The 14,079-nt window shown below is 69.1% G+C and carries 10 protein-coding genes; 8 read left to right on the top strand and 2 right to left on the bottom strand.

Features of this window, described 5'->3' with window-relative positions:
* Window positions 1–45: 45 nt before the first annotated feature.
* The 8 genes from ASD72_RS03120 to rarD all read left to right on the top strand — a co-directional run bounded on the left by ASD72_RS03120 (window position 46) and on the right by rarD (window position 11,248).
* Window positions 46–471: a DUF2141 domain-containing protein gene (locus tag ASD72_RS03120; RefSeq protein WP_056878528.1), complete on the top strand. Its 426-nt coding sequence runs from the start codon at window positions 46–48 to the stop codon at window positions 469–471.
* A gap of 10 nt (window positions 472–481) precedes the next feature.
* Complete coding sequence (locus ASD72_RS03115) at window positions 482–1,999, top strand: carotenoid oxygenase family protein (RefSeq protein ID WP_056878527.1); 1,518 nt, start codon at window positions 482–484, stop codon at window positions 1,997–1,999.
* Window positions 2,000–2,049: 50 nt separating this feature from the next.
* A complete protein-coding gene (locus ASD72_RS03110; RefSeq protein ID WP_056878526.1) occupies window positions 2,050–4,227 on the top strand; it encodes a hypothetical protein in 2,178 nt (725 codons plus the stop codon).
* Window positions 4,228–4,702: 475 nt separating this feature from the next.
* The gene (gene lipA, locus ASD72_RS03105; protein WP_056878525.1) at window positions 4,703–5,719 is read left to right on the top strand and encodes a lipoyl synthase; all 1,017 of its coding nucleotides are present in this window, start codon (window positions 4,703–4,705) and stop codon (window positions 5,717–5,719) included.
* 206 nt (window positions 5,720–5,925) lie between these two features.
* Window positions 5,926–8,106, top strand: a complete 2,181-nt coding sequence (locus ASD72_RS03100) for a carboxy terminal-processing peptidase (RefSeq protein WP_056878524.1) — start codon at window positions 5,926–5,928, stop codon at window positions 8,104–8,106.
* 181 nt (window positions 8,107–8,287) lie between these two features.
* On the top strand, window positions 8,288–9,130 hold the full coding sequence (locus tag ASD72_RS03095) for a methylated-DNA--[protein]-cysteine S-methyltransferase (protein WP_056878523.1): 843 nt from the start codon (window positions 8,288–8,290) through the stop codon (window positions 9,128–9,130).
* Between the two features lie 292 nt (window positions 9,131–9,422).
* Window positions 9,423–10,331, top strand: coding sequence for a drug/metabolite exporter YedA (gene yedA / locus ASD72_RS03090; RefSeq protein ID WP_056878522.1), 909 nt, complete (start codon window positions 9,423–9,425; stop codon window positions 10,329–10,331).
* A complete protein-coding gene (gene rarD, locus ASD72_RS03085; protein ID WP_056878521.1) occupies window positions 10,328–11,248 on the top strand; it encodes an EamA family transporter RarD in 921 nt (306 codons plus the stop codon). The genes yedA and rarD overlap by 4 nt, the downstream gene beginning before the upstream one ends.
* Before the next feature lie 6 nt (window positions 11,249–11,254).
* On the opposite strand, the gene ASD72_RS03080 is transcribed toward rarD, so the two are convergent.
* Together ASD72_RS03080 and ASD72_RS03075 are read right to left on the bottom strand one after the other, a co-directional pair.
* Window positions 11,255–11,854: a hypothetical protein gene (locus ASD72_RS03080; protein WP_056878520.1), complete on the bottom strand. Its 600-nt coding sequence runs from the start codon at window positions 11,852–11,854 to the stop codon at window positions 11,255–11,257.
* Window positions 11,855–11,862: 8 nt separating this feature from the next.
* Window positions 11,863–14,055 carry a xanthine dehydrogenase family protein molybdopterin-binding subunit gene (locus ASD72_RS03075; RefSeq protein WP_056878519.1) on the bottom strand — a complete coding sequence of 731 codons (2,193 nt, stop codon included), beginning with the start codon at window positions 14,053–14,055 and terminating at the stop codon, window positions 11,863–11,865.
* Window positions 14,056–14,079: the final 24 nt, after the last annotated feature.

The following is a 14,079-nucleotide window of genomic DNA, read 5'->3' as shown; positions in this document are numbered from 1 at the left end:
CGGACGAGACTGGCGACACGTTCCCGCCATCCACCGGAGTCCGCCATGAACCGCTTCGCCTGCCGCGCCTTCCTCCTGTCCGCCCTGCTCACCGCCACCGCGGGTGCGCAGGCCGCGGAACTGACCGTGGTCCTGCAGGACGTCCGCGCGCAGACGGGCCTGATCAAGGTCGCGCTGGTCGATTCGCAGGCGGGGTGGGATGGCCAGGCCGCGCCGGTGCAGGCCACGGGCGCACCGCCCAGCGGTGAGCAGGCCACATTCGTGTTCAAGGACCTCAAGCCGGGCGCTTACGCCGTGCTGATCACCCACGACGAGAACGGCAACGGCCAGCTCGACACCAACATGATGGGCATGCCGGTCGAGGGCTACGGCTTCAGCAACAACCCGCGCGTGATGCGCAAGCCGACCTGGGACGAGGCGCGCTTCGAGCTGGCCGGCGAAGCGACCCGCATCGACGTCGCCCTGCGCTGAGGCCGCCGCCATGGATCGCCGCCGCTTCCTGCGCAACCTGCTCTCCGGCGCCACCGCGCTGGCCATCGCGCCCGCGCTGCTGCGGGGCGAGCACGCCTTCGCCGGCGACCCCGCCCGCTTCGCCGACGGCCTGCACGAACACCCGTGGTTGGCCGGTTGGAAATCCGTCCAGTCCGAGACCCTCGGCCCGGCGACCGTGTCGCTCGAAGGCCGGCTGCCGGCCGGCTTCGCCGGCACGCTGTACCGCAACGGCCCGGCCTGGACCGAGCGCGCCGGCTTCCGTTACGAACACTGGTTCGACGGCGACGGCATGGTGCACGGCTGGCGCTTCAACGGCGACGGCACGCTGACCCACCACGCGCGCATGGTGGCCACACCGAAGTTCACCCGCGAGCAGAAGGCGGGGAAATTCCTCTACCCGGTGGCCGGCACGACCATCCCCGGCATGCAGGCCATCCGCAACAACGATGACGCGAACACGGCCAACACCTCGGTGACGATGATCAACGGTCGCCTGTTCGCATTGTGCGAGGCCGGCTCGGCGTTCGAACTCGATCCCGACCAACTGACCACCCTGGGCCCGGTGACATGGCGGCCCGACCTGGCCGCGATCCCGTTCTCGGCGCACCCGCTGGTCGATCGCGACGGGTCGTCGTGGAACTTCGGCTCCATTTCGATGCTGGGCGGCAACGGCCTGATGGTCTGGCATATCGGTCGCGACGGCGCGCTGGCGTCCGCCGATGTGCTGGAGACGCCGGTGCCCGGTTACCTGCACAGCTTCGCGATGACCGATCGCCACCTGGTGTTCGTGCTGATTCCGTTCCGCTATGCGGAAGGTTCCGGTGCGTTCTTCGAACGCCTGCGCTTCCAGCAGGACCAGGCGCTGCGGATCGCGGTGGTCGACAAGGCATCGCCGTCGGTCGCGCGCTGGTTCGAGGCCGACTTTGCGGCGATCTATCACTTCGGCGATGCCTTCGAGCGCGACGGACGCATCGTGGTGCGCGCCGTACAGCACCCCGACGTGGACGATGCGCGTTCGCCGATGAAGGCGGCGATGAGCGGACAGGCGGAGGCGCATGGCGGCGAGGGGCCGGTGCGCGAGCTCGTGCTCGACCTGCGCAGCGGCCACGCGCGCTGGGAAGACACCGGCGTCGCCGGCATCGAGTTCCCGGTGTTCGACGCGCGCACGCCCTCCCGCGGTCCGGCGCGACTGTACGCACCGGTGCGCGCCAGTGCATCGACGGCGCCCTACTTCAACGGCCTCGGTGCGTTCGACATCGCGCGTGGGCGCCGGCAGGTGCACGATTTCGGGCCGGACGTGCTGGTCGAAGAGCATCTGTTCGTACCGCGCCCGGGCAGCCGGCGTCCGGATGATGGCTGGCTGGTCGGCACGCTGCTGGACGGCCGGCGCGGCCGCAGCGGCGTCGCGGTATTCGACGCGCGACGCGTCGATGCCGGTCCGGTCGCACAGGCGTGGCTGCCCTACACGGTGCCGTTGGGCTTCCACGGACACTTCGCCGCGCGCTGACCCGTCGGGTCGTGCCTTGTGCGCGGCCGGAGATACGGCATCCTGTGCGGATGGAACGGACATCCTTTCGCACCGTCGTGCGGCGCAGGTGGTGGTGGCTCCCGGTCGCCCTGGTGGCGCTCTACGTGGCCTATCTGCTCGCCGCCGCGATCTTCCTCAATACCTCGCTGGGGCCGTCGGTCATCAACCGGCAGCCGGAGCGTTTCCAGATGCAGTGGGCCTCCGGCCACAGCTGGTGGCCGGGACGGGTGACGTTGACCGACGTGCGGCTGCAAGGCCAGGCGCGGCGCGTGGCGTGGCAGGCGCAGGCCGCACGCGTGCAGGGCAGGATCGCACTGCGGCCATTGCTGGACAGGCGGCTGCAGGTGCCGGAGGTGCGCGCGGACGATGTCGAAGGCGGCGTGCGCCGGACGGCCACGGAGCTGGCACCGAAGCCCGCGCGCGCAGGCGGCTGGGAACTGCAGTTCGATGCCATCGCCAGCGACAGCGTGCGACGCGCGTTCTACGACGGACTGGAGCTGACCGGACGGGGCACGGCGCGGGTCGGGTTCTACAAGCAGTTGCGCGGCGGGCCGATGGAGCTGCTGCCATCGATCGCGGATTTCAAGCAGGCGCGGCTGACCCGCAACGGCGCCGAAGTACTGCGCGAAACGACGCTGCATGCGGGGTTCGCGATCGACCGGCACCGGCGCGAGGACGCCGCCGGCATCGACAAGCTGCGCAAGACCCGGATCGACCTGGTGCTGGGCGGACGCACCGCCGGGCTCAACGTCGTGGTGAGTCCGCGCGGCGACGTGTCGCTGGCGCTGGCGCCCGGAGAAGGTCGCGCGGATATCGACCTGGGCTTCGAACGCGGCCAGTTGAAGCCCGGTGGGCGACTGCAGTGGACGATGGCCGTGGCCGGCAACGACATCGCTGGCGCCGCGCGCCACGACATCCTCGGTATCGATCTCGCCGTCGACCAGGACATCGTCGTGAAGGCGATCGTGCCGCCGCAGGCCGACGGACGACTGGCGGTGGAGGCCGACCTGCGCCTGCGCGGACGCGAGGTGCCGTTGCGCGAGTTCGCCGGCGTGTTGCCGCGTGCGTCCGGCCATGTGGTCGGCGCCTGGCATTTCGATTCGCTGCGCTGGCTGTCGGATCTCTTCCCGCAGGCGCCCTGGCTGACACTCGACGGCGCCGGTGCCGTCAGTGCCGATGTGCAGGTGGTGGACGGGCGCCTGGCTGCGGGCAGCCGCATCGTCGTGCCGGGCGTGGATGCGGTGGCGGACGTGATGGGTAACCGCATCCGCGGGCGCGCACGCGCCGACATCCGCCTGGAGGCGGGGTCGCAGGGCGAACTCGTGCCACGCCTGACCGCGGTGATGGAGCACTTCGACGTGGCGTCGGTGAAGGCGCCGGCACGCGCCTACGTACGCGGGCGCAACCTGCGCTTGTGGCTCAATGCGGACGGGCCGGTGGCGCAGCTGCGCGATACGCTCAAGGCGCGGGTCGCCTTCGAGGGTGCGACCGTGCCCGACCTGCGCGTCTACAACCCGTTCCTGCCACGCCGGCACATGCGCTTCGACGGCGGCGCCGGTGTGTTGAGCGGCGACCTGTCGCTGGATGCGGCTGGCGACGTGGGCCACGGCACGCTGCGGATCGCCGGTCGCGGCACGCGCATGTACCTGGCCGGCCTGCAGCTGCGTGGCGACGTCGATCTGGGCGTGCGCCTGCGCCGCGCAGACCTCAAGCGTCGCGCGTTCGTGGCTGACGGCAGCACGCTGCAGGTGCGCCATGTCAGCTTCACCGAGCCGGGTGGCGAGGCGCGCCGCGGCTGGTGGGCGCGCGCGCGCTTCGCCCGGGCCAGGCTGGACATCGATGCACCGCTCGATGCCGGCGGCCAGGCCGAGGTGACGATGAAGGACGTCGGCTTCCTGCTGGCGCTGTTTTCCCGGAAGAAGGAATACCCCGGGTGGGTCTACACGCTGCTCGATGCCGGCCAGGCCCAGGTGCAGGGACGCGTGCAGTGGCGGGACGATGTGCTGGTGCTGGACCGGCTGCAGGCGCGCAACGACCGCTACGAAGTGCTTGCCCGGCTGCGGCTGCAGGGTGGCCAGCGCCAGGGCGACCTGTACGCCAAGTGGCGGGCACTGAGCCTGGGGGTGGAAATGCAGGGCACCCAGCGCACCTTCCATCCGGTGCGCGCGAGGGCGTGGTACGACGGGCGGCCGCACTACCTGAAGTAGATGGCGTACAGCCGGCTTCGCGCGCGCGATCGGGGTGAGCCCTGTTCAGGTAAATGGAGTGAAGAACGTAATGATGATTTCCGGACTCGCCTCATCAATTGGTCTGATATCGGTAACACCCTTTCCAGGCTTGGGTTTTGCTCGCATTCATAATCGTGACATCACACCTGAACGTACTGAACCCATCGGTTCTGTTTTGCAGTGCAGCGTGCATGGCCCGTAACGGACCCTTCACGATGGCCCCGCATCCCGACGTGGGGGAGGGAGCAAGCCCGCAATTGGCCTAGCCTTTGCGGGCTTTTTTATTCCTGCGCCGCAGGAATGAGAACCCAAGATTCGCTGCGCAAACCTTGGGCCCCGAGCTGCGCTACCGCACCCCGCGGCTTCGCCGCGCCCCCTGACTCAGGGGGCTCGCATCAGCAGCGGTCCCGGCGAGGCCGAGGGCAGCCTGGCGAAAGCGGCTAGAATTGCCGTCATGGCCGACACCCCCGCACGCGTCATTCCCCTCGAAGTCGTCAGCTCCTCGTCCGCCCCCCTCGAGGCCGGCGCCAAGCAGCTCGGCGGCGACAAGATCGGGCGCTCGCCGGTCCAGTTCGCCGATGCGCCGGTGCTGCGCAAGCCGTCCTGGATCCGTGTGCGCATCCCCTCCGACGGCTCGGTCGCCAAGCTCAAGGCCAAGCTGCGCGAGAACCGCCTCGTCACGGTGTGCGAAGAAGCCAGCTGCCCGAACATCCATGAATGCTTCGGCCACGGCACCGCCACCTTCATGATCCTCGGCGAGGTCTGCACGCGGCGCTGCTCGTTCTGCGACGTCGCCCACGGGCGGCCCAAGCCGCCGGACCCGTCCGAGCCGCTCAGCCTGGCGAATACCGTGGCCGACATGGGCCTGAAGTACGTCGTCGTGACCAGCGTGGACCGCGACGACCTGCGCGACGGCGGCGCCCAGCACTTCGTCGACTGCATCGCGGCCATCCGCGAGCACTCGCCGACGACCCGTATCGAGATCCTGACCCCGGATTTCCGTGGCAAGGGCCGCATGGACCGTGCGCTGGAGATCCTGGCGGTCAACCCGCCGGACGTGTTCAACCACAACATCGAAACCGTGCCGGACCTGTACCCGAATGTCCGCCCCGGCGCCGACTACCAGTGGTCGCTGACCCTGCTGCAGCGCTTCAAGCAGCAGCACCCGCACCTGCCGACCAAGAGCGGCATCATGCTGGGCCTGGGCGAAAACATGGAGCAGGTGCAGGGCACGCTGCGCGATCTGCGCGCGCACGACGTCGACATGGTCACCATCGGCCAGTACCTGCAGCCCACGGCGCACCACCATCCGGTGCTGCGCTACTGGACGCCTGAAGAGTTCAAGGCGTTGGAGGAGTACGGCATGGCGCTGGGCTTCAGCCATGTGGCATCCGGTCCCCTGGTCCGCTCCTCGTACCACGCCGACCAGCAGGCGGCGCAGGCCGCCCACGCCGCCCGCCAGGCGGTCTGAACGTCGCCTCCCGTGATGCCGGCCCCCTTGGGCCGGCGTCGCCGTGCGCCCCTGCGGGCCTTGGCACGGGCGCGGTTCACCTTTCCCTACGCCAGGGCCTTTAGGCTGCCGAAAGGCAGATGACAAGGCGCGCAACTTTGTGCACTGTCATCGTGTCGAACCCGCCATCGTTCCAGCCTGACGGTCCCCCGGGACCACGAGTGCCCATGAAACTGAAGAAAGCCCCCCTCCTGCTGCTGGCCCTGGCCCTGTCGACCCCGCTGGCGCTGCTCGCGCGCGGCGACGGCGATGCGGTCGCCGTGGCGCCCACGGCGGACCAGGCCAACACGTCCAAGCTCGTGTACGGGCTGCTGTCGGACAGCCGCTACGCCTACCGGCCGCGCCCGCTGGACGATGCGCTCTCGCAGGATGTGTTCAAGCGATACCTCGATGCGCTGGATGGCGGCAAGCAGTTCTTCACCGCTGCCGACGTGGCGCGCTTCGCACCGTACAAGACCAAGATGGACGACGCGATCCGCAGCGGCGACCTTGCGGCCGCGTACGAGATCTTCACCGTCTACAAGCAGCGCGTGGGCCAGCGCGTGGCGTATGCGCGCGCGCTGCTCAAGCAGGATTTCGACTTCACCGGCAGCCAGCGCTGGGATTACGACCGCGAAGACGCGCCGTGGCCGACCGATGGCAAGGAGCTGGATGCCATCTGGAAGAAGTCGGTGATGAACGACTGGCTGCGCCTGAAACTGGCCGGCAAGAAGCCCGACGACATCCGCAAGACGCTGGACAAGCGCTACGCCAATCTCCAGCGCAGCATCAACGAACTCAAGACCGAGGATGTCTTCCAGACCTTCCTCAACGCGTACACCAGCGCGATCGATCCGCATACCGATTACTTCACTCCGCGCACCGCCGAGAACTTCAACCAGTCGATGTCGCTGTCGCTGGAAGGCATCGGCGCCGTGCTCCAGCGCCAGGACGACCTGGTCGCGATCCGCGAGATCGTGCCCGGCGGTCCGGCCGACCTGAGCGGCAAACTGACGGTCGGTGACCGCATCGTCGCGGTGGGCCAGGGCAAATCGGGGGCGATGACCGACGTGATCGGCTGGCGCATCGACGATGTCGTCGCGCAGATCCGCGGCAAGAAGGACACCCAGGTGCGCATCGAGTACATCCCGGTCGAAGCCGGCATCGATGGCAAGCACCAGACGGTGACGATCACCCGGCAGAAGGTGAAGCTGGAGGAACAGGCGGCCAAGGCCGAGACCATCACGCTGCCGGCCGACGCGAGCGGCCCCGCGCGCCGCATCGGCGTGATCAAGCTGCCGGCGTTCTACCAGGACTTCGAAGGCCGCCGCCGCAATCCGAACGACTTCAACTCCGCCACCCGCGACATCGCAAAGCTGCTCGCCCAGTTCAAGGCGCAGGGCGTGGATGGCGTGGTGATGGACCTGCGCAACAACGGCGGCGGTTCGCTGGACGAGGCGGTGGAACTTACGGGTCTCTTCATCGACAAGGGTCCGGTCGTGCAGGTGCGCGAATCCGGCGGTCGCGTGACCGTCAACAGCGACCGCAAGACCGGCGTGTCGTGGGATGGCCCGCTGGCGGTGCTGATCAACCGCGCGTCGGCCTCGGCGTCGGAGATCTTCGCTGGCGCGATCCAGGACTACGGTCGTGGCCTGGTGATCGGCGAGACCAGCTTCGGCAAGGGCACCGTGCAGAACATGGTGGACCTGGATCGCTGGCCGGCGAACGAAGCGCCGCGCTTCGGCTCGGTGAAGCTGACCATCGCGCAGTTCTTCCGCGTGGCCGGCGGCAGCACCCAGCACAAGGGCGTGGTGCCCGACATCGCGTTCCCGGTGAGCGTGGATGCCAGCGAGTACGGCGAGAGCACCTACGACAACGCGCTGCCGTGGACGCGCATCGCCGCGCTGCCGCACACCACCTACGGCAATTTCGCGCCGCTGCTGCCTCGCCTGCAGGCACTGCACGCCGCGCGTTCGGCGAAGGACAAGGAATTCCAGTGGTGGTCGGAAGACGTCGCCCAGTTCCGTGCCGAAGCCGCGAAGAAGTACGTCTCGCTCAATGAAACGGAGCGCCGTGCCGAGCGCGATCGCCAGGATGCGCAGCGCAAACAGCGCCAGGCCGAACGCAAGGCGCTGGGCCTGGCGCTCGACCCGCTCGCCGACGACCTGGCCGACGACGGCCTGGGCGCGTCCGAGCGCGACATCGTCCGGGACGCGCAGCGCGAGAAGCTGGCGGACAAGCGCCCGGATCCGCTGTTGCGCGAATCGGCCGCGATCCTCGGCGACGCGATCGAGATCCTCGGCCAGGACCGCAAGCTGTCCGCGCAGGTCCTGCCGGATTCGCCGGGCCCCGGCCGCTGGGCCGAATGACCTTGCCCTTGTAGGAGGGGCTTCAGCCCCGATGCTTTTCGATCCGATTTCATGCGATCTCGAAAAGGCGGTCGGGGCTGAAGCCCCTCCTACAGGAAATCCCCGGGACCGAAGCCGCTTCAAGCGCAAGATCCGGATAGCGCGCCCGCTACGCCCGGCCTAGTCTGGGCGCATGGACACCATGACGCGCCGCCCGCCCGCTCTCCACGTGCCTTCGCCCGACCCGCTCGAGGTCGCGCGCCGCCTGCTCGACCACGGCGAGCCTTCGCTGTCCGATCTCGCCGCGCGCACCGGCCTCAGCGCTTCGCATCTGCAGCGGCGCTTCCGTGCGCGCTACGGTCTCAGCCCCGCGGAGTACCTCGCGCGCCGGAAGCTCGGCACGCTCAAGTCGGCGTTGCGCGACGGGCATGACGTCACCACCGCGCTGTACGACGCCGGCTACGGCTCGCCTTCCCGTCTGTACGAAAGCGGCGCCGCCCGCCTGGGCATGACCCCGGCGACCTATCGCGCCGGCGGGCGCGGCGTGGAGATCCGTTGGACGCTGGTCGACACCATGCTCGGGCGCGCGTTGGTCGCCGCCACCGAGCGCGGCATCTGTGCGATCGAACTGGGCGACGATGACGCGGCGCTGGAGCAGCGACTGCGCGAGGAGTTCCCGCAGGCGCAGCTCGAACGCGTGGAAGCCGGGCGCGATGATTTCCTCGCACCGCGTCTGCAGGCCGTGGCTGAGCGCCTGGCCGGACGCGAGGCGGAAGTGCCGGTGGACCTGCTGGGCACCGGCTTCCAGCAGCGTGTGTGGGATGCGTTGATGAAGGTGCCCGAGGGTGAGACGGTGAGCTACGCCGGGCTCGCGCGCCAACTGGGCGCACCACGCGCCGCGCGTGCCGTGGCCAGCGCCTGCGCACACAACCGCATCGCAGTCGTGGTGCCATGCCACCGCGTGATCCGCGGCGACGGCTCCTTGGGCGGTTATCGCTGGGGCCTGCCGCGCAAACAGCAGCTGCTGGAGCGGGAGCGCGGGTGATCCTGCGCTGTATTGTCTGTGGGAGCGGCGTGAGTCGCGACGCGTGCTGAAGCAGGAGCGCCTGATCGGACAGGGCCATGCTCCGATCACCGCAATCCTGTCGCCTCCGGATACCAAGCTTGGCCGTCGTTCCCGTCGCGACTGACGTCGCTCCCATAGCAGGACCAGCGACAGGCTTGAGCGGAATTCAAGCCGGGGCGGAAAGGTTTCAAACGATCGAGGGCATGTTCGCCATGCCGTTGGTCCGCGCCTGGCCTAGAATTACGGCATACCGCACTCCCCACGGTTTCCCATGAACTCCTCCGTTTCCGCCGCCGCGCCTGCGCGTGGCGGCCTCGCCGTCGCTGCCGCCCTGGCCATCGTCTACGTGGTGTGGGGCTCGACCTATCTCGGCATCCGCTTCGCGCTCGAAGGCGGGTTCCCGCCGCTGCTGATGGTGTCGGGCAGCCGCTTCGTCGCGGCGGGCCTGGTGCTGTTCCTGTTCCTGCGCTGGCGCGGTGTCGCTGCGCCGACGCGCGCGCAGTGGAAGAACCTGCTGGTGATGGGCGCGCTGTTGCTGTTGATGGGCAACGGCATGGTGGTGCTGGCCGAGCAGACCGTGTCCTCCGGACTCGCGGCGGTCGCGGTGGCTTCGATGCCGTTGTGGATGGGGTTGTTCGGCGCGATGCGCGGACAGCATCCGACGCGCGGCGAATGGCTGGGCATCATCGTCGGCTTCGCGGGTGTTGTCTGGCTCAACGCAGGCAGCTCGCTGACCGGCTCGCCGGTCGGGCTGGTGCTGTTGCTGATCGCACCGATCGCCTGGGCCTACGGCTCGGTGTGGTCGCGCGGGCGCGACCTGCCGTCGCCGTTCATGACGGCCGCCGCGCAGATGCTGGCGGCGGGCGTGATGCTGGTGGCGGCGGGCCTGCTGCACGGCGAGCGCTTCAACGTCGCGGACTGGACGGTGAACGGCGCGCTGGCGGTCGCCTACCTGGCGGTGTTCGGGTCGATCATCGCGTTCACCGCCTACGTGTGGTTGCTCCACCATGCGCGTCCCGTGCTGGTCGGCAGCTATGCCTACGTCAATCCGGTCATCGCCGTGGCGCTCGGCGCCTTCATCGCCAACGAGACCTTCACTGCGCATGACCTCGGCGCGATGGCGGTGATCCTGTGCGGCGTGGTGGTGATCACCCTGGCGCGCGCGCGGCAATCGAAATGACCCCGCAGCCGCTCGACCGCAAAGGGCTGGCGATCACCGTCGGCACCTTCCTGATCTGGGGCGTGGTGCCGCTGTACTGGCATCTGCTCAAGGTGGTGCCGTCCTTCCAGATCATCGCCCACCGCATCGTGTGGAGCGCGGTGCTCGTGCTGGGCTGGTTGCTGCTGAAGAACGGCCTCGGCTGGTGGCGGCAGATCCGCGCGCAACCGCGCGCCGTGCCGCTGCTCGGCGTCAGCAGTCTGTTGATCGCGTTCAACTGGGGCCTGTACATCTGGGCGGTGAATGCGGGCCATGTGGTGGAAACCAGCCTGGGCTACTTCATCAACCCGCTCATCAACGTGGTACTGGGCGTGCTGGTGCTGCGCGAACGCCTATCGCCCGCGCAGTGGGTCGCGGTGGCGTTCGCGCTGGCGGGCGTGGCGTGGCTGACGCTGGAGGCCGGCTCGCCGCCGTGGATCGCGCTGGGCCTGGCGTTCTCGTTCGGCCTGTACGGCCTGGTGCGCAAGCTGGTGGCGGTGGATGCCGTCGCGGGTCTGGGCGTGGAAAGCCTGTACCTGTTCCTGCCGGCACTCGCGTACGTCGTGTGGGGCGAGTTCGGTCATGGTGGCGGCTTCATCGACGGCTTCGGATGGAAGACCGACCTTCTGCTCATCCTCGGCGGCGTGGTGACCGCGGTTCCGTTGATCGGCTTCGCCTACGGCGTGCGCCGCATTCCGCTGTCGGTGGTGGGGCTGCTGCAGTACATCGCGCCCAGCCTGCAGCTGCTGATCGGCGTACTGGTGTTCAAGGAAGCCTTCGATGCCACGCGCGCGGTCGGCTTCGCCGCGATCTGGGCGGGCCTGGTGATCTTCGCCAGCGACGGCCTGTGGCGTGCACGTCGCCGCGACACGCTGGTCGCGGCTCCGTCGAGCAAATAGCGGCGCTCAGTGCGCCGCGCCGCCTGCGGCGGCGGCGCCCGGCGCGGGGCAGGGTCCGCCGGCATCCACCCACGTCTTGAAGGCGGCGACGAACTGGTCGTGCGGCACCGGCACCGGTGCGCGTTCGCCACCGGGATTCCAGCCCCACAGCACCAGCTTGTCTTCGGCGACGTGCTTGAGCAGCGCGTCGAAGTCGCGGCCGCCGTTGCGGTCCTTGTCCTGGATCATCGCGCACAGCTGGTCGGCGGGCAGGCCGATCCACGCCATCTTGTGGTCGGGTGGCGGCAGCTGCCAGTGCGGCGCGCCCGGCGGCGCATGCGGGCCGTAGCTCGCTGGCGAGTTCTGCTCGTTATGGCAGGTCGCGCAGGGCAGGCCGGGTGCGCCCTTGCCGTCGGGACCGCGCACGACGTTCATCGCATGCGGCGTCTGCGCGTCGAACTGCAGCGGCGCGTCGCCCGGGATGTGGCAGTTGCTGCAACGCGGATGCTGGAACACCTTTTCCACCGTCGCGAACGCGGTCAGCGCCTGGGCTTTCTGTTCCTCGCTGACGCGCGGCTTGCACGCCACCAGCAGGAGCACGGTCAAGAACATCATCAGGATGCGCATGGCGGGCCTCAGGCGACGGGTGTGGTGGACGCGGGCGTCGGCAGACGCAGCGGCAGTTCGCGCAGTCGCTGGCCGGTGAGCGCGAACACGGCGTTGGCGACGGCGGGTGCGATCGGCGGCGTGCCGGGCTCGCCCACGCCGCCCATTCTCTCGGTGCTCGGCACGATGTGGACCTCCACCTTCGGCATCTCGTTCATCCGGAGCACCTGGTAGTCGTGGAAGTTGGACTCCTGCACCTGGCCTTCGCGGAGCGTGAGCGCCGAATGCAGCGCCGCGCCCAGGCCGAAGGCGATGCCGGACTCCATCTGCGCCTGCACGCCCGCGGGATTGACGGCCACGCCGCAGTCGATCGCGCACACCACGCGATGCACGCGGATCTTTCCGTCCTCGATCGACACTTCCGCCGCCTGAGCCACGTAGCTGCCGAACGATTCGTGCACGGCGATGCCGCGGCCACGGCCCTGCGCCGGTGGCGTATTCCAGCCGAACTTCTCCGCGGCCAGGTTCAGCGCCGCGAGGTGGCGGGGATGATCCTTCAGCAGCTTGCGCCGGTACTCCATCGGATCCTGGCCCGCGGCATGCGCGAGTTCGTCGACGAAGCTTTCCATGACGAAACCGTTGACGCTGTGGCCGACCGAGCGCCACCACAGCACCGGGATGCCGGTGACCGGCGAGTGCAGGTCGACGCGATGCGCCGGCGTGCCGAGCACGTAGGCCGAATCGGCCACGCCCTCCACCGAGGTCGCGTCGATGCCGTTCTTGACCATCATCGCTTCCATGAAGGTTCCCGCCATGATCGACTGCCCGACCATCACGTGGTGCCACGCGACCGGGTTGCCGTCCTTGTCCAGGCCGGCCTTGATCTTCTCGACGAAGGCCGAGCGGTAATAGCCGCCGCGGGTGTCGTCTTCGCGCGTCCACACCGTCTTGACCGGCGCCTTCGCCGCCTTGGCGACTTCGACCGCTTCGGACACCACGTCCGCCGTCGGCGTGGCGCGGCGGCCGAAACCACCGCCCAGGAACGGCGTGTGGATGCGGATCTTCTCCGGCGGCATGCCGAGGATGCGCGCGGCGCTGTTCTGGTCCAGGGTCGGGAACTGCGTGCCGCACCAGATGTCGCACTCGCCATCGCCGATCTTCACGGTGCAGTTCAACGGCTCCATCGCGGCGTGTGCGAGGTAGGGCACGGCGTACTCGGCTTCCAGCGTCTTGGCGGCCTTGGCCAGCGCGTCGCCCACGTCGCCTGCGCGCGCAGCGACGGCGCCGTCCGTGCGCGCGAGCTGCGAGAACTGCTCGCGCAACGCGGTGCTGTCGAGCTTCGCGTTCGCGTCGCCTTCCCAGACCACCTGCAGGGCGTCGCGGCCGAGCTTGGCGGCCCAGTAATGGTCCGCGATCACCGCTACGCCGCTGGGCACCTGCACCACGTTGCGCACGCCGGCCACGGCGCGCGCCTTGGTGGCGTCGAACGATTTCACCGTGCCGCCGAACACCGGCGAACGCAGCACGACCGCGGTGAGCAGGCCTTCGAACTGCACGTCCATGCCGAACTTGGCCTTGCCGGTGATCTTCTCCGGCGTATCCAGCCGCTTGGTCGGCTTGCCGATCAGCTTCCAGTCCTTCGGGTCGCGCAGCTTCAGCGTGTCCGGCGCGGGCGGGGTCTGCTTGCCGGCGTCGTTGGCGAGTTCGCCGTAGCGCAGCCGCGTGGTGCCGGACACCACCGCGCCGTTCTCGGTGCGCAGTTGATCGACGGGAACCTTCAGTCGCGCGGCCGCCGCCTGCAACAGCATCGCCCGCGCGGTGGCGCCGGCCTGCCGGTAGCGATCGAACTCGGACCAGGTGGTCGTCGAGCCGCCAGTGCCCTGCATGCCGAACACAGGACTCGTGTACGCCTTGTCGGCCGCACCGTGTTCGACGCGGATCTTCGACCAGTCGGCGTCGAGCTCCTCGGCGATCAGCATCGGCAGCGTGGTCCAGATGCCCTGGCCCATTTCGGCATGCGCGAGCTGTACGGTGATGGTGTCGTCGGCCGCGATGCTGAGGAACGCATTCGGTACGAACGTGGTGGGCGCCGTTGCCGCGGCCTCCTGGGCCATGGCGAAGCGGCGCGCGCCGGGCACGAGGAAGCCGATCACCAGGCCGCCGCCGCCGAGTGCGGTGGCGCGCAGGAAGTCGCGGCGCGAGGAAGAGGTTTCGAGGTTCACGGAACAGCCTCCGTCGAACGAGGG

The sequence above is a fragment of the Pseudoxanthomonas sp. Root630 genome (assembly GCF_001427585.1).
GTDB lineage: Bacteria > Pseudomonadota > Gammaproteobacteria > Xanthomonadales > Xanthomonadaceae > Pseudoxanthomonas_A.
Note: the sequence above shows the minus strand (reverse complement) of the source record. Positions and strands in the feature narration are given on the sequence as shown.